This is a genomic window from Streptomyces tamarix, from assembly GCF_032423885.1.
In the GTDB taxonomy this organism is placed as follows: domain Bacteria; phylum Actinomycetota; class Actinomycetes; order Streptomycetales; family Streptomycetaceae; genus Streptomyces; species Streptomyces tamarix.
Genome location: NZ_JAWCTQ010000014.1, coordinates 70,160 through 93,664, shown reverse-complemented (window position 1 = coordinate 93,664; position 23,505 = coordinate 70,160). Strand labels below are relative to the sequence as shown.

Genomic DNA, 23,505 nt, shown 5'->3' with positions numbered 1-23,505 from the left:
AGCGGAAGCCCCTGTTGTGCCGATGGCACCTGCTCGCCAGGGTGACGGGCGTCTAACTGGATTCTGTTACGCCCTTCTTGACATGTCAATGACTCCGGTATCACTGTGGAAATGCATCCACCTATCGCCCGGCTTCCGAGCGGCGCTGGTCATTTTTTGGGAAAAGCTGCGCCCGGACTCGGTTGCTTTCCTGTGCGAGGAGGACCCCGTGTTGGTCCGAGCAGCGGTCACCACCGCGCCGAATGATGTGTTTATCTTCCGGGAACTCGATATCGATTCCCCGGGACCGGACGAAGTGCTGGTACGCATGGTCGGGACCGGGGTGTGCCACAGCGACCTGATCGTCCGCGACGCCTGGTATCCCGTTCCCTTTCCGGTGGTTCTCGGTCACGAGGGCGCCGGCGTGGTCGAGGCGGTCGGGGACGGGGTGGCCGAGGTGTCCCCGGGCGACCACGTCGTCCTCAGCTTCGCCTCGTGCGGATCGTGCACGCGCTGCCGCACGGGAGCGCCCGCGTACTGCGCGGAGTTCCTGGGGCGCAACTTCGGGTGCGGCCGACCTGACGGGTCGACGTCGCTGAGGTGGGGCGCGAGCCGGGTCCACGGCTTCTTCTTCGGGCAGTCGTCGTTCGCCACCCACACGCTCGCCCCGCGGCAAAGCGTCGTCAAAGTCCCCGCCGACCTGCCGCTGCCGCTGCTGGGACCGTTGGGGTGCGGCGTCCAGACGGGGGCGTGCGCGGTGTTGAAGGCGCTGTGCTGCGAGGCGGGAAGCCGGATCGCCGTCTTCGGGTCGGGGTCCGTGGGGTGCAGCGCGGTGATGGCGGCGGCCCTCGCCGGATGCTCCACGATCGCCGTGGTCGGCCGGAACCGGTCCCGCTTGCGACTGGCCGAGGAACTCGGCGCGACATGCGTGGTCGACGCGGGCCGAACGAACGTGACGGAAACCCTGAGATCGGTCTCCGGCGGTTCGGGATTCGACTACAGCATCGAGGCCACGGGCGATCCCGGCATGTTGAGGGCGGCCGTCGACGTTCTCCACACGCGCGGCACGTGCGGCGTCATCGGCGCCGCACGTCCCGGAGTCGAAGTCGCCCTGGAGATGTCCGGGTTGATGTTCGGCCGGAAAGTACAGGGAATCGTGGAAGGGGACTCCGTCCCCCAGGTCGACATCCCGCTGCTCGCCGGTCTCCACAGGAAGGGACTGCTTCCCTTCGACCGCATGATCACGACGTACCCGTTCGAGGAGATCAACGAGGCGACCGAAGACATGGCCGGCGGAAAATGCGTCAAACCGGTTCTGCTTTTCCAGGGGTGAAGATGGGAACCGCATTGCTTTTCCCCGGTTTCGGCGCCTTCTACCCGGCCGCTTTCTCCGGGTGCGGCGAGGCGGAAGCGGTGGCCGAACCGGTCATTGCCGAGGTCGACGAGGTGACGGCGCGGTACGGTCTGCCGTCGGTGCGCACGGCCCTGCTGGCCGCCCCCCGGGCCGCCGCCGACGCCGGTGCGCGGGACTGCCGCGACACCCGGGCCCTGGAGGTCTTCGCCGGGCAGGTCGTCTGCCACCGGATCCTGCGACGCCTGTTGGGGGTCCGGGAGCACGTGGTCTGCGGGCACAGCCTCGGCGAGTACGCGGCGCTGGTCGCGGCCGAAGGGCTGACGGTGCCGGCCGCGGCGCGACTGCTGTGCGAACGGATCGTGGCGGTCCGCGCGCACGCCGTACCGGCCGGGCGGATGCTGGCCCTGCCGCTGAGCCGTGGCCGGGCGCGCCGGTTGGCCGCCCGCGAACCGGACGTCGTCATCGCCGCCGTCAACGCGCCCGAGCAGGTGGTGCTGTCGGGGCCCGCCGGGTCCGTCGACCGCGTCAGGGAGGCGGCGCTGGCCGACGGGGTGCGGGCCGTGCGCCTGCGCACCGACCCCTGCCCGCACCACCACCCGCTGCTCACCGCGGTGTCCCGGCGCTGCGCGGCGGCCTCCCGCCCGGTGCCGACGCGGCCGCCGGGACGCCCGGTCTACGGACCGGTGCTGGGCCGCGCCTACCTGCCCTGTGACGACCTGGCCGAGACGCTGGCGTTGCAGATGGTGCTCCCGGTCGACTTCGCCCGGGCGGTGCGGGACCTGTACGACGACGGCGTCCGGGTCTTCGTCGAGTGCGGGCTGAAACGCACCTTGTCGGACCTGGTCGAGGCCAGCGTCCCGGACGCACGAACCTTCGCCCCCTTCCGGACCAGGGTCACCCGCGAGCGCCTGTGCGAGGCGGGCGCGGGGATCCGGGCCGGCACGACCACGGGAGGACCGCCATGCCCCTTGACCGCGACGAACTGATCGGCGAGCTGAAGACGATGTACGCGCAGGTACTGGAGTACCCGCCGGAGGTGGTCACCGACGACATCGACCTGGAGGCGGAGCTGGGCGTCGACTCGCTCCAGCACCAACTGGTGCTGGCACGGGCGGCGGAACGCTGGCGGTTGACGCTGCCGCCCGAGACGGACGCGCCCTCGCCCCTGACCCCCGCGTCGGTCGCCGACCACCTCCTCCGGTCGACGTCATGAGGGCGTCGCCGCCCGGTCGCCCGCTGGTGGCCGTCGTCGGAGCCGGACTGGCGGTCCCCGGGGCCGCCGACCCGGAGGAGCTGTGGAGGCTGGTGCGGCGCGGCCGGCCCGTCTTCCGCGAACCGCGCACCCGCTTCGCACCGGACGACTTCTGGGCGCGGGACCCCGACGCCGAGGACCGCACCTACGGGCGGGTCTTCGGGGAACTGACGGCCTTCACCCCGCACCCCCGGCTGGAGGAGCAGTGGACCGCCCCCGGACAGGGCGACCTGCAAGCCGCCTGGCTGCGGCACAGCCTCCTCCAGGCGCTGGACGCGCCGCACACGCCCCCCGGCAGCCGGTTCGCCCTCTTCCTGGCCGCGACCACCGAGGCCAGCCACGAATGGGACGCCGCGCTCGCCGCCGACCTGGCGGCCACCGGAATCGCCCGCCACCTGCCGGGCGACCACGAGACGGCCCGTGTCCGGGTGCGGGACCGGCTGGAGGCGGCCGACCCCAGCGCGGCGCTCCCCCACCACCACTACCAGCCGCACGCACTGGCCCGCCGCGCGATGCGGGGCGTCGTCCCGGACGGCACCCCGGTGCTCGTCGTCGACAACATCTGCCCCGCCGGGCTGTACGCCGTCGACCTGGGGGTCCGGCACCTGCTGGCCGGGGAGACCGACGTCGCGGTCTGCGGCGGGGTCAGCTCCCACGGGCCGCTGCGGCAGGTCTACTTCGCCAAGATGGGCGCCCTGACACCGAGCGGACACGTCCGGGCGTTCGACGCGCACGCCGACGGGACCGCCTTCTCCGACGGCGCCGCGGTGGTGGTCCTCAAGCTCCTGGAGCGGGCCCGGCGCGACGGCGACGAGATCCACGGCGTACTGGCCGGGTTCGGCGGCGCGTCCGACGGCAGCGGCAAGGCGATCTTCGCTCCCCGGTCCGAGGGCCAGATCATCGCGATGCGGCGGGCCCTGGCCGTCAACGGCCTGGATCCGGGACAGGTCGGGTGGGTGGTGGCGCACGGCACCGCCACGGTGACCGGCGACGCCACCGAGGCGCGTTCCCTGGCCGCCGTCCACCCGGGGGGCGTGGACGTCACCTCCGACAAACCCGTCGTCGGGCACACCGGGATGGCCTGCGGGGTGGTCTCGGTGATCCAGATCCTCAACGGGCTGCGCCGTGCCGCCGTACCCGCCCAGCCGTGCTTCACCACCCCGCAGCGCACCACGCCGGCCGCCGTCCGGGTCCGTCCCTCCGAGCACCCGCTGCCGCCTGCCCGTCCCCCGTCCGGGGAGGGCCGGACCGGTGCCGCCCGCCGTGTCGCCGGCGCCTTCGCCTGCGGCCTCGGCGGCATCAACGGCCACCTGCTCGTCCAGCACCCCGACAGCCCCGCGGACGGACTGGTCTCCGGCGCACTCCGGTCGGAGGACGAGGTGGCGCTGATCGACTGGGACGCCCTCCTGCCCGGCGCGCCCACCCGGCAGGAGGTGCACGACAACCTGGTCGCCGGACGCGCGCCGACCGCACGGCGACACTTCCCCGAGCCCCACCCCCTACCGCCGTTCCAGCAGACCCGGGTGGCCCCGCGCGTCGCCGCCCAGGTCGACCGGCTGCACCTGATGGCCCTGTCGCTGGTCCACTCCTGCCTGCACCGCCCCGGCTTCGACTGGCGGGAACTACGCGCGCGTACCGGCGTGTTCGGCGCGCATCACGGCCCCACCCGGTTGGCCGCCGACTCCACGGTGCGGTGCTTCCGCACCCGGCTGACCCGGCGGCTGACCGGCGGCGAAGGCGGTGAAAGCGGTGAAGACGCCGAAGCGGCGACGAGGTTCTTCGCCGCACACGCCGAACGCACCGCCCCGATCGGCCCCTACACCCTGGCCGGCCGCATGCCCAGTGTCGCCCTCGGCTGGATCGCCAACCGGTACGACCTGCACGGCCCGACCATGATGCTCGACAGCGGCCCGGACTCCGGCCTCGCCGCCGTCCACGTGGCCGCCGACCACCTGCGCACCGCGGACCTGGACCTCGCCCTGGTGCTCGGTTGCAGCACCGCACCGCCGGAGACGGTCTCGCACGCGCTCGGCGTCGCCGCCTCCGACGTCGCGCAGGGACTGTTCCTGCTGGTGCTCGCACGGCACAGCACCGCCGAGAGCCGGGGCTGGCCGCGGATCGCAACGCTGCGCACCAGCCTGCTGCCGCCGACGCCGACGCCGTACGCCGACGCCGCCCCGCCCCGCCCCACCTACCTGGCGGCCGACGGCACCATCGCCGTGCTGCGGGCCGCCCTCGGCGCGGCGCCGGGCCCGCACCTGGTGACATCGGGCCGGTACGCCCCCGCGGTCACCGTGGAGCGGCGGACGGCCACGGCGCCCCCGAGGAGCAGGTGACCATGGAACGACACCTCACGGTCCTCACCCCCGCGCCCGTGTGCCGCACCCGGCCCGGGATCCCGCCCCTCGCACCCGACACCGCGGTCCTCACCGACGATCCCCGCCTCGCGGCGCACGTGGCCGCCCTGCCCCTGCCGTCCCCGCCGCTCGTGGTGTGCACCGTCCCCGCCGGACCGGGGGTCACCCACCTGCCCCGCGCGGAGGAGGGGGCCGTCGGCGCCCTGTGGGACCGACGGCCCGGCGCCACGGGACGCCGTCCGCTCCGGCACGTCCGCGCGCTCACCGACCTGCGCACCACCCCTTGGCCGCAGCCGCCCGGGCAGCCCCTGCTGACCCTGCAGGAACTGCTCTTCCTGGCCGCCCAGCACCTCTCCGCCGCCCGCCCGGACGGCTCCTCGCTGGCCGCCCTGGTCCTCGACCCGCTGCGCGGCGGCGTGCCGCACCCGCACGCGGCCCTCCTCACCGGCTTCGTGAAGTGCGCGTCCTGGGAACTGCCCGGCACCCGCGCGTACGCCGTCGTCACCGACAGCCCGCGCCTGGAGACCGCGCTGGACGAACTCGCCCACGAGTCCGGCGCGACCGGCGGACTGCCGGTGGGGTACTACCGCGGGGGAGCACGCGGTGCCGAACGCCTGGTTCCGGCGCCGCTTCCCGTACCGCCACACCGGGACCCCGTCGCGGACGACACCGTCATCGTGGCCGTGGGCGGGGCCCGCGGCATCACCGCCACCGCGCTGCGCGGCCTGACGGCCCGGGCACGTCCCGTGGTGTGGCTGCTGGGCAGCACCCCGGTGGCCGCCCTCGCCGACCGGGCACGGGAGCTCGGCGACACCGGCCGCGTGGAGTACCTGCGCCGGCGGCTCACCGACTCGCCGGGGCTGCCGGTCACCGAGGCCGGCACGGAGTGGGACCGGTTGCGCCACACCCGGCGGGCCCTGGACACCCTGGCCGCACTGCGCCGCCGCTGCGGCGGCACCCGGGTGCACTACCTGACGTGCGACGTGACCGACCCGACGGCGGTGCGGGCGGCGGCGGAGCGGATCCACCGCACCAGCGGCCGCGTGGACCTGCTGATCCACGCCGCCGGCATCGGCAGGGCGCGGGCGCTGCGGACCAAGTCCCTCACCGCGTTCCGGGAGGTGCGGGCCGTCAAGGTCGACGGCTACCACCACCTCAAAGCCGCCTTCGGCAGCCCCGGTCCGGCGACGTGGTGCACCTTCAGCTCCATCGCCGGGGTGCTCGGCCTGCCCGGCGAGTGCGACTACGGCCCGGCCAACGACACCCTCAACGCGGCGGCCCGCTACGAAGCGCTGCGGGGACACGACGAACGGGCGCTCGCCTGGACGATGTGGGGCGACTCCGGGCTGGGACCGCGCTCCGGCTTCACCGACCTGACCCGTCGCACCGGGCGTCTGAGTCTCCTCGACGACGGCGAAGGCCGACGGCTGTTCACGGCGGAGCTCACCGCGCCGCCCGGGCTCGGGAACGCCGTACCGATCTTCCTCGGACCGCCCGAGCGGCGCACCATCGACGGACACTGTCCCGGACTGGCCCCGCGGCGGCCCGCGTTCGCCTTCCTCGACTCGCCGACGCGGCTCTCCCTCGGCGGACCCGCCACCTCCGCGGTGTGGCCGATCGACCTGCGCCCGTACTCCTACCTGCTGGGACACCGACGCAACGGCACCGCGCTGCTGCCGGGGGCGCTCGCCGTCGAACTCGCCGTCGCGTCCGCCGGACGCCTCCTCCCGGGGACGACGGCGAGCGAGGTCACCCGGGTCCGCTTCCACGCGCCCATCGCCGTCACCCCCCGCCACACCCGGTACGAGCTGCACGCCACCTACCTGCCCCACCCGGGCGGCCGGGGCCTGGTGCGCACCGAGATCCGGAGCGTCGCCCTGCCGCCGGCTCCGCCGCGGCCCCGGCCGGGCCTGCACTTCTCCGCCGACGTCGTCCTCGGCGCGCGCCGAGCGCTGCCGCCCCCCTCACCCGGTCCCGCGTCGCCCAGTGCCGGGTCGCCCGCCGGGTCGCCCGGTCCCGCGTCACCCAGTTCCGTGCCGCCCCACCCCGCGCTGCCCGGCCCCGGGTCGCCCGGTTCCGTGTCGCACGGTGGCCGCCCGCCGCGCCGCGGCGCCGCCGCCCGACTGGCGCGGCCCTTCGACCACGTCCGTCTCTCCCACCTCGACCAGGACGGGGTACACGCCCGGTGCCACCTCGACCTCGCGGGACAGGACCCCCGGCACTTCGCGCGGATGGCGACCTGCTGGCTCGTGATGGACGCGGCACTGCAGACGGCGTGCTTCGTCGCGCCCGGACGCCTGGCCACCCCCCGTGCCATCCGCAGCATCCGCCTTTCGGACGGCCCCGCCAACGACCACGCCCTCGCCATCGACGGCGCGGACATCACCCTCGCCGCCTCCCCCGACCGCCACCACGCCCACGCCGCCGCGACCACCGCGCGGGGGACCCGCGTGCTGGTGCGGATCGAGGGCTTGGAACTGGCCTGAACCACGAGCCACCAACCCGGAAACCCGGACGGTGGCCGGCCCCCGCCACCACGAGCGAGCAACGCGCGACCCACCACGAGCGGGCAACGCGCAACGAGGACAAGGAGGAACCCGGTGTACAGGACCGCAGGGCTCGGCCGCGCCGTGGCCGACATGCTGGACGGCGTCCAGGAGATCGTCGGCGAGGTGCTCAGCGGCTACGAGACGCGCTACGGAACTACCTGCCGGGGCTGCGAGGAGCGGCCCGGAGAACGGTACCGCCGACGCGACGACATCCGATGGGAGGAGGCCGAGGAGTTCGACTGGGACGATCCCTGGTGCGACCGCCGCGACGACTGCCGGTGCGGGCGGCAGGAGCCCCGGTGCTGCGAGCGGCGGGAGCGCCGCCGGCGCCGCGGGTGCCGTTGTGGCGAGCGCCCCGACCCGTGTGACGACCGGCTCCCCGACCCGTGTGACGACCGGCGCCGTGACCCGTGCGACGAGCGACGTCGCGACCCGTGTGACGACCGGCGCTGCGACCCGTGCCGGTGCGCGGACCGCTGGTGGGAGCTCCCCGACGGCTGCCGCGACGACGAGTGCCGCTGCGACGGGCGGGGCGAGCGCCGCCGCCGCGTCCCCTGCCGGTGCGCGGACGACCGCGACGGCGACTGCCACGGACACCGCCGCCGCGGCAGGAGATTCCCCCGGGGCCTCATGTCCCGCCAGGAATCCGAACGGACCGACTGAGGAGTGCCCGTGGCCACCGACACCACCCGGTTTCCTCCGGGCACGCCCGAAGCGGACGAGATGAGCGCCAAGGACCACATGGTCTGGCGCCTGGAGTCCGGACGGCGGGCCCGGCCCATCATCGTCGTCGTCCTGTTCTTCGAGGACGCCGTGCCCTGGGAGGCGTTCACCGCCTGGCACGAAGGGCTCTGCGCCGCGATGCCCCGTCTGCGCGGCCGGGTGGTCCCCGGCCGCGGCCCCGGTGGGCGGCCGCGCTGGGTCCCGGACGAGGACTTCTCCCTCGCCCACCACCTCCAACGCGTGGAGGTGGGCGGCAGGGGCACCCGGCGGGACGTCTTCGACACGGCCGAGGTCCTGGCCGAGATCCCGTTCCCCCAGGGCCGGTCGCCGTGGAACGGTTACCTCCTCTCCGGCCTGGAGGAGGGCAGGACCGCCTACGTACTGAAGATCTCCCACAGCATCGCCGACGGCATCCGGCTGCGCGAGATCTTCCTGCGGCAGGCCGCCGCGGCGACCGCTCCCCGCACCCGGGGAACCCCGGCGGCCGGAGACCCGTGGCAGGTGGTCAGCCCCATGCCCCGGGCAGAGGCCCCCCTGCCTCGGGAGGAACGGGCCGTACCGCCTTCCCCCCGAGGCCGCCGCCTCCTCAAGGCCGCGCGCTTCCTGGGCCGGGCCGTCCTCGACATGCTCGACCTCCCGCACCCCGTACCGGAGGCGGGCGCCCGGTTCCGCCGCCACTTCTTCACCACCACGGTGCCCCTGCCGGCCGTCAAGCGGCTCGCCGCCGCGTCCGGGGGCACCGTCCACGACGCGCTCGTCGCCGCCGTCACGGAGGGCTGCCGCCGCTACAACGCGCACCACGGCGTACGGCGCCGCCGCATGCGCGTCTTCTCGCCCTACGGCCGCCCGCCCCGGGCGACGGCGCACGACCCGCGCGGCCAGGGCAACCACTGGTTCATCGTCCGGTTCGCGGTCCGCGCCGAACTCCCCGACGTCCCCGCCCGCATCCGCGCCGTCCGGCGTGCCGTACGCGACAGCTACCACCACGACTCCGCCGACTGGATGGGCGCCATCGCCCGGCTGTGCCCCCTGGTGCCGCGGTCCCTCTTCGAAGCGGTGTTCCTGCGCCTGTGCGCCACCCACGAGTTCGTGGTCAGCAACATGCCGGGCCCGACGTCCGCGGCGTCGATCGGCGGCCACCGCGTCAGCGAGATCTACGCCATCGCCCCCACCCTCGGCTCGGCCGTCACCGTCACCCTCATGTCGTACCGGGACACCTGCCACATCGCCGTCAACATCGACCCCACCGTGATCCCCGACTCGCACCTCGTCGCCCGCCACATCTGCCAGGCCGTCAAGGAACTGGCCGAACCGTCAGGTTCCCGCCCGGCCGGCGGCGGGGAGACCGGGCGATGACCGGGCGGTCCGATCGGTGAACCTCGCGCGCTCCCGCCTGCTCGCCCGGATCGCCTACCACATCGTCCACGCGTCGGTCCGGAAGGGGGCTCCCGGGACGGTCGGTGCGGTGGCGGGGGGCACCACCGGGGAAGTGGCCCACGCGGTGGCCGTACGGGAGGCGTTCGAGGCGCTCGGACCGCTCTACATGAAGGTGGGCCAGGTCCTGTCGACCCGCCCCGACATCGTCGCCGCCCCCATCGCCAAGGAACTGGAACACCTCCACGACCGCGCCGCCGCGCTCCCCTTCCACCTGCTCGAACCCGTACTCGAAGAGAGCCTCGGCCGCACCTGGCACCGCCGATTCCGCCGCTTCGACACCGAACGCCCCCTCGGCACCGCCTCCCTGGCCCAGGTCCACGCCGCGACGCTGACCGACGGGCGCCGGGTGGCGGTCAAGATCCAAAGGCCCGGGATCCGCCCCCTGATGGAACAGGACATGAGGACGCTGCGCCGCCTGGCGCGCTTCTTCGCCAAGCGGGCACCGGCGTTCAACGCCACCATCGACGTCGAGGCCATGCTCGGGGTCGTGTTCGACGCCATGCGACCCGAACTCGACTTCACCCTGGAGGCCCGCAACATGGACCGGGCCCGCGTCGCCGCCCGCCGCTTCAGCCTCGTCACCGTTCCCCGACCGCTCGACGCCACCCCCAAGGTCCTCATCCAGAGCCTCGCCGCGGGCACCAGCATCCGCGACGCGAACCCGGCGCGCTTCACGCGGGACGAGCGCCGGGCCATCGGGCACCAACTGCTCGCCTTCATGTTCCACGGCTACTTCACCGACATGACCTTCCACGCCGACCCCCACCCTGGCAACGTCCTCGTCGCCGCCGGCCACCCGGCCACCCTCATCGACTGGGGCATGATCGGGCACATCGACCGCCGGCAGAGCATGTCCCTGATGCTCGGCCTGCTCAGCCTCTCCCAGAACGACGGCCACGCACTCGCCAAGGCGTGGGTGGAGATGGGCAAGGTCACCCCCTGGGCCGACGTCTCGGCCTTCACCCAGGACATGGCCGCGCTCGTACCCAAGATCGCCTCGGCCTCGCTGGAGGAGCTCAACTTCGGCGCGGCCCTCACCTCCGTCCTCGCCAGCTCCACCCGCCGGGGCATCCAGACCAGTTCCACGATCTCCATCCTGGGCAAGTCCTTCGCCAACGCCGAGGGCTCCGTGCGCTGCCTGGCCCCGGAGCTGTCCGTGACCGACGTCTTCCGCAGGGAGGTCCGCGGGATCGTCGCCGCGTACCTGCGGGAAGCCTCGTCGGACCAGCAAGCCGCCCGCACCCTGATGGAGGAGCTCATCAGCAGCCTGTCCATGCCCGGCGAGATCCGCGGCATCATCCGCGACCTCTCCCACCAGGACCTGACCCTCCAGGTGGCCCACGCCGCCAAGCAGCGCCTCTCGCCGCGCGACGACCGGGCCGACGCACGTCTGCGCCGAGCCCTCCAGGCGGCCAGCCTCGCCGCCCTGGTCTGGCGGGCGGCACAACGCCGCCGGCCGTGAGGGCCCGCCGGACGGTTCGCGGTGCCGTCCCGCGCTCCACGTGTCCGGGCCGGGTGACGGAGGCGTCGCGCACCGCGCGTGCCCGATCGGCCACGGGCCGCTCCGGGACGGTCGGGAAGCGGATCCGGGACGGTCGGGAAGCGGATCCGGGACGGTCGGGGAGCGGATCCGGGTCGCCGGCGGCCGACCACCGGGGAGCGCGTGCGGGGCCCGGCCGCGGGCGGCGCGGTAACAGAGACGGCCACGGTCCGGATCTGCGAGGACGGACCGGGCCGGTACCCGGCCGGAGTTGCCGGGGCGTACAGCGGTGCCTAGCGTGGAGAGAACAGGCCGACGACGCCCGTGACTCAGGGCTGTCGGACTTTTCGTGACGCGGCCCCTTGGCCGGAATCCCACGCGACCGTGTTCCGCCGGACAGGCGGGTCGTCGGCGTCGTGCCGCCAGGGCGTGTCGGGCGTCCTGCCGGACCGCTTTTCCGCGGCCGAACACTTACCGCTTATCCAGGAGGAGGTGCCGGGGTGTCTGCCACTTCGTTCATCGACGCTGTTGGTGCGGACGTGCCCAAGCACGTCCGGGAGAACGAGTTCCTCGCGCTGGCCCGTGAAGGGAAGGTGACCAAGGAGCACCTGAGGCGTTTCGCGCTCGCCGAGTTCCAGTCGCAGGAGGCCGAGTTCGCCGCCTACGGCCTGCTGTTGTCCCGCTACCACCACGAGGTCCCCGGCGGGTTCTTCAGCTTCGTCGCGTACGAGCTGATGCAGGCGCGTCACCGCATGGTCGGCGGGGCCGCCGGCTCGGTGGGCATGACGCCGGACGAGATGCGGCACGCCCCGATCGAACCCGCGGTGAAGAGGTTCACCGAGTTCATCTCGTGGGTGGCCCTGCACGCGGGCCCGGCGGAGGCCGCGCTGCTGGCACGCACCGACTTCACGCTGTGGTGCACCACGTGCGCGGAGCTGGCCGACGCGGTGCGCGAGCTCGACGAGGTGCCGCAGGAGATCGTGTCCTACATCGACGCCTACCGGGAGAACCCGCCCGAGGTGGCGGACGGGGTGCTGGAGGTCATCGAGTACGGCCTGGCCCAGGGCGAGCCCGAGGAATGGATCACCCGGAGCGCCGTGCGCATGGACCCCGCGCTGCGCGCCTGGTGGCACAACGTGGTCACCGGTGAGGACCTCGATGACAAGGGAGCCTGAGCCGCGTCTCGTCGCGCTCGTCCCAGAGCTGCTGTGGGACGGTCTCGCCGACGCGCCCCGTGAGGGCGCGGTCATCGTCAGCGAGGGGCGGATCACCGCGGTCACCGGGCCCGGGGAGCGGCTGCCGGTGGGCGCCGACCGCGTCGACCTGCCCGGACGCACCCTGATGCCCGGGCTGATCGACTGCCACGTGCACCTGAGCAACGCCCCGGACAGCACCGACGACGACATCACCGCCCCCGTCAGCCAACGGCACCTGAACACGCTGACGGCGCTGCGCACGCTGCTGGACAACGGCTTCACCACGGTGCGGGACCTCGGGTGCGCCCTGCCCCAGCCGATGTCCCTGGTCGTGCGGGAGTCGGTGGAGGCGGGTGTCCTGCCCGGCCCGCGCCTCATCGTCGCCCCGCACATCATCTCCGCGCGCAGCGGGCACGGTGACGAGAGCGCGGAGCTGGGCACGTTGCCGGAGACGGAGATCGGGGCGCTGGCCGACGGCCCGCAGGAGATCATCGGCATGGTCCGTGCCGAGGCCCGGTCCGGAGCGGACTGGATCAAGTTCGCCGGCACCGGCGGGTTCTTCTCGGCGACGGACGAGCCCGAGCAGATCACCTACTCCCAGGAGGAGATGGACGTCCTCGTCTCCGTCGCCCGCGACCTGCGGCTGCCGTGCGCGGTGCACGCGTTCGGCGACGAGGGCGTGCGCCGGGCGGTGCGCGCCGGGGTGCGGTCGGTCGAGCACGGCGGCCTGGCCCGGCCGGAGACCCTGGCCGAGATGGCGGAGCGGGGAACGTACGTCGTCCCCACCCAGGGCATCGTCTTCCAGGCGGTGGAGCACCTGGACGACGACGACTTCTGGCAGGAGCGGTCGCAGCGGGCACGGGAGAAGTTCCGCGCCCACCGGGACGAGCTGTACGACAGCGCGCACGCCCTGGCGGACAGCGACGTCAAGGTCGCCTACGGAACGGACGCCGGTGTCCTGTCCTCCGAGGACAACCAGCGGGACTTCTTCACCATGGTGGACAACGGCATGACGCCCCTGCGGGTGCTGAAGGCGGCCACCAGCACGGCGTCCGAGCTGCTGGAACGGCCGGACCTGGGTCGCATCGCGCCCGGCGCCCGCGCCGACCTCGTCGCGGTGCGCGGCGACCCGCTCGCCGACATCGGAGCCATGACGCACGTCGACCTCGTCATGCGGGACGGCCGGATCCACAGGGGCGGAGACGGCCATGGGGCTGCGCACTGACCGCGCCCCCAGCCGCGCCGGGCAGCCGCTGTTCCAGGAACGGCTGGAGCAGTCCCTGGCCGCACTGGGGGAGCTCCTGGTCCGTCCCTCCTTCACCCACACCCCGGCCACGGTGGGGGCGGAACTGGAGATGTTCCTGGTCGGGCCCGACGGCGCGCCCGTCCCGCGCAACGAGGAGGTCCGCGCCGCCGCGGGCGACCGCAGGCTCACCGTGGAGGTGAACCGCTTCAACCTGGAGGCCAACCTCTCTCCCGTGCCACTCGGCGGGCGGCCCTTCACCGCCCTGCACACCGAGGTCCGCGACCTGCTGGACACGGTGAGTGCCGCCTCGGCCCTCTTCGACGCCCGCCCCGCCCTGACCGGCACCCTGCCGACACTGGGCCCCGAGCACCTGACCCGGGACCACGTCAGCGACGTGCCCCGGTTCGAAGCGCTGGAGCGGGCGTTCGCCCGGGACCGCGGCCACCGCTTCCCCGTCGTGATCGATCCCGCCGACGGCGGTGAGCGCTGCACCCTGTACGGCGACTCCATCGGTGTGCAGGGGGCCGCCTGCTCCTGGCAGGTCCACCTGACCGCACCGGCACCCGCGTACACCCGTCTGTACAACGCCGCGCAGCTCGCCACCGGCCCGGCCCTGGCCGCCGCGGTCAACTCCCCGCTGCTGTTCGGCCGGCCGCTGTGGCAGGAGACCCGCATCCCCCTCTACGAGCAGGGGTTCGGCGACCGGGCCGGCGCACCGGGACGGCGGGCCCCACGGGTGCTGTTCGGGCACGGCTGGCTGCGCCACGGCGCCCGTGAGCTGTTCGAGGACGCGGTGCGCCGCTTCCCGGTGCTGCTGCCGGTGGTCTTCGACGAGGACCCCCGCGATGTGCTCCGCGCGGGCGGCACGCCGCGACTGGAGGAGCTGCGGCTGCACCAGAGCACCGTGTGGCGGTGGAACCGCCCGGTCTACGACCCGTGCGGCGGCGGGCACCTGCGCATCGAGTTCCGGGCGCTGCCCTCCGGGCCCACCGCCGTCGACATGGTCGCCAACACCGCCTTCCTGCTGGGCCTGACCCTGTCCCTGGCCGCCCCCCGGCGGCACGCCGCCGCCACGGCCGTGCCCTTCGCCCTCGCCCGCGAGAACTTCTACCGCGCCGCCCGCCGGGGTATGGACTCCCGCCTGTGGTGGCCCGGTTCCGCCGGGCACCCGGCCGGCGCGCACCCGGCCGGCGAGCTCCTGCCGCGGCTCGTCCCCGAGGCGGCCGCCGCACTGACCGGAGCCGGGGTCGCGCCCGAGGAGGCCGGACGCTGGCTGTCGGTGATCGCGGACCGCGTCCGCGCCCACCGGACCGCGGCCTGGTGGCAGGGCGCCGCCCTGCGCCGGACCGCCGACCCGCCGGCCCTGCTCCGGCGCTACCTGCTGTTGAGCGCCGGCGACCGGCCGGTGCACACCTGGCCCACCCCCTCACCCCCCGGGAGCGCGCCATGAGCCACGACCCGCAGGCGGACCCCCCGCCCGCCAGCGACCTGGAAGCCGACTTCCCCTTCGACTACGCCGCCTACACCGCCGGCCGGCGCATCGGCCGGCTGCCCGACCACGCCCTGGGCACCCCCGTGGCCGTCGTCGGCACCGGAGGCGCCGGCATGACCGCGGCCTACGAACTGATGCGCGTCGGCTGCCGCCCCGTCCTGTACGAGGCCGAGTCGAGTCAGGACGGGCCCGGCGGCCGGCGGCTGGGCGGCAGGATGTACTCGCGGCGCCTGCACCCCGCCGACAGCGCCGTGGTGGAGCTGGGCTGCATGCGCTTCCCCGACTCGGCCCGGCTGCTGCGCCAGTACACCGACGCGTTCGGCCTGCACTGGCGGCCGTTCCGCGAGAACTACGCCTCCGGCACCACCCCGCTGACCGTGCTGCACGTCGACGGCCAGCGCCACGAGGTCCGCAGCATCACCGACCTCTACCCCCACCAGGAACTCTTCCAGCAGGCCCACACCAGTTGGACGCGAGCCCTGACCGACATCGGGTTCTTCGACCTGCAACGGCACCTTGCCGCCCGCGACCGCGCCGCGGCCCGCCAGGTCTGGAAGGACCTGGTCCACCGCTTCTCCTCGTGGAGCTTCCAGCGCTTCCTCACCGAACCCGACGGCGCCGGGCTCAGCCCCTACCAGGCCCAGTTGCTGGGAACCGCCGGCGTCGGCCCCGCCGCCTGGGACACCTTCTTCGACCTGGCGTTCCTGGAACTCGTCCGCCTGCTGCTCGCCAGCGAAGGCGGCACCATGTACTACCTGCACGAAGGCATCAGCGCCTTGGCCGAGGGCTTCTGGACCCACCGCACCACCGGCCCCGACAGCCGCACCACGAGCCTGGAGGAGATCAACCGCGGAGCCCCCCGGCCGGCCGTCACCGCCCTGGATGTCCCCACCACCGCCGACCGCCCCATCACCGTCCACAGCGCCGACGGCCGCAGCGAGTCCTTCCCCGCCGTCGTGTTCACCCCGCAGATGCACGCGCTGGAGACCACCGTCGACATACGCTCCACCGGCCCCGGCAGCTCCCCGTTCGGGCCCCGCCTCTGGCGCGCCATCCGCCGCCTGAGCTACTGGCCCTCCGCCAAGACCGCCCTGGTCACCCGCGACCCGTTCTGGGAGGGCACCAGCCTGGACGGCGTCACCCTCACCGACCGCCTGCCGCGCGCCAGCTACACCCTCGACTACGGCGAACCCCGCGAGGACGGCGGCAGGCGCGCCGTCCTGGTGCTCAGCTTCACCTGGGCCGAGGACTCCATGAAGGTCGCCACCTGCCCCCTGGACGAACGCGTCGAGCTCTTCCTGCGCGAGCTGTCCGCCATCCACCCCCAGGTCGCGGACCGGCTGCGCCAGGAGGCGGCCGACGCCGGGGCCGAGACGATCTCCTGGGAGAACGAGCCCCACTTCCGCGGACTGTGCCGCTTCTCCCGGCCCGGCGAGTACCAGTACCAGTGGGACCTGTTCGCCCACTTCATGAAGGAGTTCACCGGCGAGCCCGTCATCCCCGGCGAGCCCTCCCACAACCTCTTCCTCGCCGGGGACGACATCGCCTGGTCCTCCGGCTGGCTCGACCACGCCATGGCCTCCGGCCTCAACGCCGCCTGGGGCGTCCTGCGCGCCCTCGGCGGACGGACTCTCCCGGACAACCCCGGCCCCGGCGACCTGTGGACGGACCCCGCCTACCAGCCGATCCCTTCCCCCACGTCCTCGTGAGGGCGCGCGCGTCCTCGTGAGGACCCGCCGTGGGCGGCGGGCCCCTGCCGCCCACGGCGGGAATCCGTACGGTCGAGAGCCTCCCACCCCGCACCGCCACGCGGGACGTGCAGGTTGGTCGGAGCACGTTCCCGGCTCCAGTCTGTGGTTTCCCGTCGACGTACCTAGTGCGGGGGAGCGGGTCCGGCTGCGTTCGCGGGAACGTCAGGCGAAAGGCGGACCTTCGTCTTGTCCGCGCTCTTCGTGGCCTTTCGCGCCCCCACTTCTTTCGTACCCCCACTTTTCCCTCGGTCCGCATGCCGCCCTCCGGGGCTTCGGTGATCACGTTTCCGAGCATTTCTGGTCGCAGTGCGGGGGAGAGTCATCATCCCGTTCACATATTTCCATCGGAAGGCGCCCAGGGGCGAGAGGGCTGTGCCGGCGAGCATGAGGTGCCATGGGAAAAGAGCTGACAGGCACGCGAAACTCCTGGAAGTCAAGGGAAGTTCTGCTCGATTCCCTGACTTCCAGGAGCTCCATTCCCCGTGATCGGTACGCACCGACGTTCCACCCGCACGGTCAGGCGGGAAACAATCCGCAGTCAGCGGAGGTCCCTCCCGCCCTTACCGCTGCCGCGATACGGGACAGAGGGCACACCCGAGCTGAGGTATGGTTCCCTGCAGAGGAGCGTGTCGCAGGGGTCAGCATTGTGTGCTGTACGGCAGAGCCGACGTAACCCCGCCGCCCCTTTTCTGCCCCCGTCGCGCAGCGCCGTGCGCGGGAACTCCCGAGGGTCTACAGAGTCCACTCGGGACGCGTGCTGTGACCGTCGGCCTTCACCTGGACGCCGGCCTGTGCGACCGCGACCACCTCGACCCGCTGGAACCCGTCGTTGCGGGCCTGGACGGGCGTGCCGGCGGGGAGGGTGTACACGTCCCCGGCCGAGAGGACGACGGTGTGCTGGTCCGTGGTGAGTGTCAGTTCACCGGCCAGGACCATGCAGACCTTCTCCTTGTCGAGGCTGTGGACCGCGCCCTCGGCTCCGGCGGCGATTTCCACACGCCACACGGCCAGTTCGGTCGTGCCCGTCGAGGGGGTGGCCAGCTTCTCGTAGGAGAAACCGGTCTGCGTCATCGAAGTGTTCATGACTGTCATCGGATCTTCCTTACTTCTCGGTTCTTCCGCGTGAGCATCCGGCTTGTTCCGGATACTCCACGCCCGGGTCCCCCGCGACTCTCGCCCCACACCTTCTTCCGTGGCCGATCGAGAATTTTTTGTGCCTTTCGTGCCGCCCCGCAATTGCCCCCGAGCGGACCGTACTTGACCCTGTCTCCGTCGCGGGTCGACGGTGAGATCGTGATGGCGGGCGGCGTCGAAGTCGTGGAGCGGGCGCCGCCTTCTTCGAGGCGGCTTCCTCGGCCCGTCTTCCGTTTCCTCATGGGTGTTTCCCCATGCGGGGGGAAATCCTCTCCGAACTGACGGGCACACAGCCGAGGCGGGCCGCGCCACGCGAAGAAGCCCCCGGTGGACGGGTGAGCGGTCAGGCCCACCCGTCTCCACCAGGAGCTTCACGTGTTTTTCTGTCTGCCATCGATCGGTCTTTTCCGCCGCACCTCGCGCTGTTCGGAAGGACGGCTCCGAGTCCGGCGGTACGGGACCCGGACGCGTTGGCGGCGGATTCCGGCGGGCCGGCGGGATCCGCTCGTCCCGGCGTACCGGGCCGTGCGCGGGACGCTCGCCCCGAACGCCTTCGACGGGCCGGCTCCCGGCAGCCCGCCGGAGGCAACCGGCCACTCCGGCCACGCCGTTCGTCTGCCAGAACCCAGGGACGTCAACCGGTGAGGACGATCTTCCCGGAGCGGCCGGGCCGTGCGTGGTGGGCGAGGGCGCGGTGGACGTCGGCCAGGTCGTAGTGCGCCTCCACTGGGGCGGCCAGGGTGTGGTCGGCGAGTTGGCGGGCGATGGTGGAGGTCAGCTCGCGCAGGGCCGGGGCGTCGAGCTTCTCCAGGTGCCGGGGCAGCCAGAACCCCTCGACGCTGATGCCGTGGAAGAGGGGAAGGGCGGGGGGAACCGGGAGCGGGCGGCCGGACAGGGAGCCGTAGACGACGTGGCGGCCACCGTCGCGCACGCACGTCAGGGCCAGGGCCCCCTGCTGCCCCCCGACGGCGTCCAGGGCGGCGGCCACGCCGGGGGCTCCCGCCAGGTCCCGTACCTTCTCCACGGCGGCGTGGTCCTCGGCGGACACGGTGAGCTCGACCCCGAGGTCCTTGAGCCGGGCCTCCTGCCCGCTGTCGCGTGCCAGGCATATGCAGCGGACGCCCCGGCGGCGGGCCAGGCACATCAGCATCCGCCCCACGGTCGACGTGCCCGCCGTCAGGAGCAGGGCGTCTCCCGCCTCCAGCCGCAGGTCGGCCAGGAGGAGGTGCGCGGTGAACGGGTTGACGGTGAACTGGCAAGCGGTGTCCAGGGGCAGGTCGTGGGGGAGGGGAACCACCGCGTCGAGGGGGGCGGTGACGTACTCCTGCCAGGTCCCGGTGACCGCGACGGCGACCAGGCTTCCCGGCTCCAGGGAGACGCCCGGGCCCACGCGGTCGACGCGTCCGGCCCCCTCGAACCCGGCGGGACTGACGGGACGGCGGCCCTCGACCGGGACGAACTGCGCTTCCCGCCCGTACTCGCCCTCGACGAACATCACGTCCGAGGGGTTGATGGGGCGGCTGAGGAGGCGTACGCGCACCGTGCCCGGGGGAGTGTCCGGCAGGGGCAGCTCCGTCAGGAACACGGTGTGAGCCGGGTCGCCGTGGCGTTCGAAGACGACAGCGCGCATCTCTCTCCTCAGGCGAAGGGCGAAGCGGCCATGAGCGAATCGCGGATGCCGGCGATGGAGAACCTCCCGCTGTGCACCATCGAGTTGACCAGGACGTAGGTGGCTCCGCCCTTCCCCAGGGCCTCCGTGAGGTGCTCCAGGGCGCCGCAGCCCCCGGAGGCGATGACGGGCAGGCCGGACGCCTCCGCGACGGCGTGGGTCAGCGCCAGGTCGTAGCCCTGGCCCACGCCTTCCCGGTCGACGGCGTTGGGGAGGAGGGCGCCGACCCGGAGGCGCCCGAGTTCACGCGCCAGTTCCACGGAGTCGACGGACGTCTTCCTCGTGCCGTTGTGGGTGTACGCCGCCCAGCCGCCCGTTTCGCGGGGCCGGCTGTTGATGACGATGACGAAGCGGTCACCCCCGTAACGGCTGATGGCCTCCTTCACCACCTCCGGGTTCTCGATCATGCTGGTGCTGGCGGAGACCACGTCGGCCCCCGCCTCCAGCAGGTGTCCGACGTGGTCGGCCGAGGGGACGACACCGTGCCCGACGGAGACGAGGAGGGACAGTCCGGTGCCCTTGAGGCGGCGCAGCAGCGGGGGGAGGTAGTCCTCGACGCGCTCCCACGGATCGATGACGTCGACGAAGAGCTTGTTGGCGCCGTCGCCGGCGTAGCTGGCGGCCACCGCCACGGCGTCCGAGCGGTCGGGCAGCCCCGGGATGCCCGAGGGGAGCTGGGTGCGCCCTCCCGTCACGTCCACGCAAGGGATGATCAGGTCGGTGATGTGGGAGTTCCGGTCGTGGAAGACGGGGGATGTCACTTGGGTCATGTCGGGCTCTCTTGTCAGGAGTTCGTGAGCTGGGCCAGGCGGGGGCTTTCGGGTGCGAGCGCCCGGGCGACGTCGACGGCCGAGGCCACGGCGTCCTCCTGCGAGTCCAGGGCCCTGGTGTAGGCGCCCGCGAAGTACAGGCCCTCCTCGCGGCGCTCCGCCAGGCGGCGCCGTGCCCGGTGCGCCGCCGGGGTGGGGAGCGGAGCGTGGAAGGCGGCCCGGGCCACCTCGTGGCGGGGCGTGCCGCGGTGGGTGACCTGGCTGACGAAGACCTCGGCGTGGTGGCCGGGGCCGTACCAGGTGGTCGACTCGCTCCACCCGTCGTGCACCGTCACGTTGGTGGTGGACCAGTGCCTGCGGTCCTCCGGCATGCCGAAGGGGTCCAGGTGCGCGGCGTAGACGAGTTCCTGGTAGGTGAAGGCGCCCAGTGCCGCGCGCAGGCCGGTGCAACCCGCCAGCGACTGGAGCGCCGCCGCCGCGGCGTACGCCGGGACGGCGAGGACGACCGCGTCCACCAGGTGTCTGCGCCCGGACGCCTCGACCATGGCGAACCGGTCGCCGTGCGCCTCCAGCCGGTGCAGCGGGGCGCGCAGGTGCACCTCGGCGGCGCTCAGCCGCCCGGCCAGCGCGCGGGCCAGTTCCTGGGTGCCGCCCTTGAGGCTCTGCATCGGAGCGGCTTCGGAGGGGGACGGCTGCGGGGCGGCGAAGAACCCGCCGACGCCCCGTGCGGCCAGCCCGGCCACGTCGTGGGTGCCGCAGCCGAACACGGAGGCCGGCAAGGCGTGGACCACGTCGTTCTCCATGCCGTCGGCCAGCGTGGACCAGTCACCCGCCTCCGCCACGGTGACCTCCCCGCCTAGGTCCTCCTCCTCCCAGCGCGAGGCCTCGCGGCCGAGGCGTCCCAGGGCCTCCCACGCCGGGCCCAGGACCACCTCGCGGTCCCGGTCCGCGTCCGGGGTGTGCGGACCGACCAGGTAGGGGCGGGTGCCGCCCGGGTGCTGCAGGGTCCGGGAGGCGGGGACCGACAACAGCGGGTCCGGCCCCAGACCGACCGACCGCACCAGGCGCGACCACAGAGGGAACTGGTCGGAGACCTCGTGCACCCCCAGGTCCAGACAGAGGGCGCGGTCCCCGACACGGACCTGGACGGTGCGTGCGTTGCCCCCGAGGTCGCCGCGCCCTTCCAGCACCACCGTCTCGTGGCAGGGGTCGAGCAGCCAGGCCGTCGCGAGGCCCGCGGTGCCGGCACCGGCGATCCCGATCCTCATGCCCGGTCCCCGGCGGTGGACTCCGGGTCCGGAGCCCGCCCTTCCGCCGCGCTGGTCCAGAACTCCGCGGTGAACTCCTCCAGGAGCCGGGCCATGAACACCGCTTCGCGGGGGTCGTCCCCCTTGTCCAGGCCGTCCTGCACGACGGTCAGGGCGAGCGGGCGCAGCTCCTCGGTCGGATCGCTCTCGAAGTAGGAGGTGAACTCCTCGGGAGCGTCCACACCGTGCTCGCGGATCTCCGCGACGATCTCCTGGCACGAGGGGAAGTAGATGCACATGTCCGTGTACGCGGCCAGGGCGGTGACCGCCTGACTGCCCTGGACGGCGAGCCACGACAGGAAACCGTTGAAGGAGTACGCCTTCCGGTCGGACGGCCACATCCACTTGGCGCTGTCCTCGCGCGGCAACCCCAGGGACTCCGCAGCCGCGTTGAGCCTGGGCCCGGCTTCGTACGCCACCTGGGAAAGGCCCAAGTACAACCCTGCGGCGGGCCGGTGCGGGAAGCGGCTGAGCGTCAGGGCGTAGCCCGGTAGTTCCGCATGGTGGAGCTGCGCCTCGACGTACACCAGCCGGCGCATGTGTTCCTCGGTGAGGCCGCCGTTCCGTGCCAGGTCCAGGAACGGGTTTGCCAGGGGGTGCTGCCGGCGTTCGAGGGCGAGCTCATCGGCCAGTTCCTGTGCGGTCGTCATGCGGTGTCCATTCCTCGCGGTGGTGCGGCGCCGGTGGTGATCGGCTCGTTACGGCGGACGCGGGGGCGTGAGGGGACGTGGTGTTTCCTTCGTGGCGCCGTGGACACGAATCCCACCGTCGCCCCTTTCTTTCCGAAGCCGTCGGGCCCTCTTCCCGTCCGTGCGGCGGCACGCGTCCGCACGGAGGAACGACAGCGGTCGACGCGCGCTGTGCCCGCCCGGCGCACGAGTCCGGCACATCCGCGGAAGCGGAAAGCGACCGGGATGCCCGGTGGCCGGCTAAGCCGCGGCGGCGCTTGCCCAGAAGTCCCCGAGGGCTTCCTCCAGGAGCCGCGCCATCAGGACGGCCTCCCGCGGATCGTCGCCCCGGTCCAGCCCGTCCTGCACCACCTCGATGGCCCGCCGACGTGTTCCCTCGCACGGGTCGCCCTCGTAGTACGAGAGGAACGACTCCGGCGCGTCCACGCCCTGCTCACGGATCAACGCCGAGACTTCCATGCAGCCGGGGAAGTACACGACCATGTCCGTGTGCACCGCCAGAGCGGTGGCGGCCTGGTTCCCCTGGGCGGTGATCCAGGACATGACGCCGTTGTAGCTGTACGTCCTCCGGTCGGCGGGCCACATCCACTCGTCCTTCTTCTCGCGCGGCAGCCCCAGCGCCTCCGCGGCCTCCTCGAGCTTGGGTCCGCAGGAGTGCAGGAGGTCGATCAGCTCGACGTAGAAGTCGGCCGCCGGACGGTGCGGAAACCGGCTGAGCATCTTCCCGTAGGAAGGCACTTCGGTGTGGTGGCACTGCAACTCGGTGCGCACCAGGCCACGCATGTGGTCCTGGGTGAGGCCGTCGCTTTTCGCCACGTCCAACAACGCGTTCGGGACGGGGTCCTGATCCCTTTTCCGCGCGAGTTCGTCCACCAACTGCTGTGCGGATGACATACGTGCTCCTTCCTGCCGTGCCGGTGACCGACGACACCGCAGGTCATTTCGGGTACCGAACAGGGATGTGCTACGAGCGCCTGATCGCTTCGGCGAGTGTGGAGAATGAGACGGATGCGGCCGGTCCGGGCGGACTCTTGTCACCCGACGGGGCCGGAGGCCGAGATCTTCTCAAGGGCATCCTTCCGAAAACCATAAGCGGGGGCTTTGTCTGCCGCACCTTTTC

Annotated in this window: 18 protein-coding genes; 12 read left to right on the top strand and 6 right to left on the bottom strand. The window is 73.0% G+C overall.

Annotated features, from left to right (window positions below):
* Positions 1-208: 208 nt before the first annotated feature.
* From RND61_RS13735 to RND61_RS13680, 12 genes are all read left to right on the top strand, one after another.
* Positions 209-1,312, top strand: coding sequence for an NAD(P)-dependent alcohol dehydrogenase (locus RND61_RS13735; protein ID WP_315878202.1), 1,104 nt, complete (start codon positions 209-211; stop codon positions 1,310-1,312).
* A gap of 2 nt (positions 1,313-1,314) precedes the next feature.
* Positions 1,315-2,319 carry an ACP S-malonyltransferase gene (locus RND61_RS13730; protein WP_315878201.1) on the top strand — a complete coding sequence of 335 codons (1,005 nt, stop codon included), beginning with the start codon at positions 1,315-1,317 and terminating at the stop codon, positions 2,317-2,319.
* Positions 2,295-2,546: an acyl carrier protein gene (locus RND61_RS13725; RefSeq protein ID WP_315878200.1), complete on the top strand. Its 252-nt coding sequence runs from the start codon at positions 2,295-2,297 to the stop codon at positions 2,544-2,546. Before RND61_RS13730 ends, RND61_RS13725 begins: the two co-directional genes overlap by 25 nt.
* Positions 2,543-4,921, top strand: a complete 2,379-nt coding sequence (locus RND61_RS13720) for a beta-ketoacyl synthase N-terminal-like domain-containing protein (RefSeq protein ID WP_315878199.1) — start codon at positions 2,543-2,545, stop codon at positions 4,919-4,921. Before RND61_RS13725 ends, RND61_RS13720 begins: the two co-directional genes overlap by 4 nt.
* Positions 4,922-4,923: 2 nt before the next feature.
* Positions 4,924-7,428, top strand: a complete 2,505-nt coding sequence (locus tag RND61_RS13715; protein ID WP_315878198.1) for an SDR family oxidoreductase — start codon at positions 4,924-4,926, stop codon at positions 7,426-7,428.
* Between the two features lie 114 nt (positions 7,429-7,542).
* Entirely contained in the window at positions 7,543-8,154 is a 612-nt protein-coding gene (locus tag RND61_RS13710; RefSeq protein WP_315878197.1) for a hypothetical protein, read from the top strand.
* A 9-nt stretch (positions 8,155-8,163) separates the two neighbouring features.
* Positions 8,164-9,570 (top strand): wax ester/triacylglycerol synthase domain-containing protein, encoded by a 1,407-nt coding sequence (locus RND61_RS13705; RefSeq protein WP_315878196.1) that lies wholly within the window; start codon positions 8,164-8,166, stop codon positions 9,568-9,570.
* A 16-nt stretch (positions 9,571-9,586) separates the two neighbouring features.
* Positions 9,587-11,113 carry an ABC1 kinase family protein gene (locus RND61_RS13700; protein ID WP_315878195.1) on the top strand — a complete coding sequence of 509 codons (1,527 nt, stop codon included), beginning with the start codon at positions 9,587-9,589 and terminating at the stop codon, positions 11,111-11,113.
* 518 nt (positions 11,114-11,631) lie between these two features.
* A complete protein-coding gene (locus RND61_RS13695) occupies positions 11,632-12,306 on the top strand; it encodes a hypothetical protein (RefSeq protein WP_315878194.1) in 675 nt (224 codons plus the stop codon).
* Positions 12,290-13,552 (top strand): metal-dependent hydrolase family protein, encoded by a 1,263-nt coding sequence (locus RND61_RS13690; protein WP_315878193.1) that lies wholly within the window; start codon positions 12,290-12,292, stop codon positions 13,550-13,552. Before RND61_RS13695 ends, RND61_RS13690 begins: the two co-directional genes overlap by 17 nt.
* On the top strand, positions 13,536-15,023 hold the full coding sequence (locus RND61_RS13685; protein WP_315878192.1) for a glutamate--cysteine ligase: 1,488 nt from the start codon (positions 13,536-13,538) through the stop codon (positions 15,021-15,023). The genes RND61_RS13690 and RND61_RS13685 overlap by 17 nt, the downstream gene beginning before the upstream one ends.
* Complete coding sequence (locus RND61_RS13680; RefSeq protein WP_315878191.1) at positions 15,020-16,774, top strand: flavin monoamine oxidase family protein; 1,755 nt, start codon at positions 15,020-15,022, stop codon at positions 16,772-16,774. The genes RND61_RS13685 and RND61_RS13680 overlap by 4 nt, the downstream gene beginning before the upstream one ends.
* A 774-nt stretch (positions 16,775-17,548) precedes the next feature.
* Here the strand turns inward: RND61_RS13680 and RND61_RS13675 are convergent.
* The 6 genes from RND61_RS13675 to RND61_RS13650 all read right to left on the bottom strand — a co-directional run bounded on the left by RND61_RS13675 (position 17,549) and on the right by RND61_RS13650 (position 23,279).
* A complete protein-coding gene (locus RND61_RS13675) occupies positions 17,549-17,908 on the bottom strand; it encodes a cupin domain-containing protein (RefSeq protein WP_315878190.1) in 360 nt (119 codons plus the stop codon).
* Between the two features lie 676 nt (positions 17,909-18,584).
* Positions 18,585-19,580 (bottom strand): zinc-dependent alcohol dehydrogenase family protein, encoded by a 996-nt coding sequence (locus RND61_RS13670; RefSeq protein WP_315878189.1) that lies wholly within the window; start codon positions 19,578-19,580, stop codon positions 18,585-18,587.
* Between the two features lie 8 nt (positions 19,581-19,588).
* A complete protein-coding gene (locus RND61_RS13665) occupies positions 19,589-20,389 on the bottom strand; it encodes a HisA/HisF-related TIM barrel protein (RefSeq protein WP_315878188.1) in 801 nt (266 codons plus the stop codon).
* Between the two features lie 14 nt (positions 20,390-20,403).
* Positions 20,404-21,657: an FAD-dependent oxidoreductase gene (locus RND61_RS13660; protein WP_315878187.1), complete on the bottom strand. Its 1,254-nt coding sequence runs from the start codon at positions 21,655-21,657 to the stop codon at positions 20,404-20,406.
* The gene (locus RND61_RS13655; RefSeq protein WP_315878186.1) at positions 21,654-22,346 is read right to left on the bottom strand and encodes a hypothetical protein; all 693 of its coding nucleotides are present in this window, start codon (positions 22,344-22,346) and stop codon (positions 21,654-21,656) included. The genes RND61_RS13660 and RND61_RS13655 overlap by 4 nt, the downstream gene beginning before the upstream one ends.
* A 279-nt stretch (positions 22,347-22,625) precedes the next feature.
* The gene (locus RND61_RS13650) at positions 22,626-23,279 is read right to left on the bottom strand and encodes a hypothetical protein (protein ID WP_315878185.1); all 654 of its coding nucleotides are present in this window, start codon (positions 23,277-23,279) and stop codon (positions 22,626-22,628) included.
* Between the last annotated feature and the right edge of the window lie 226 nt (positions 23,280-23,505).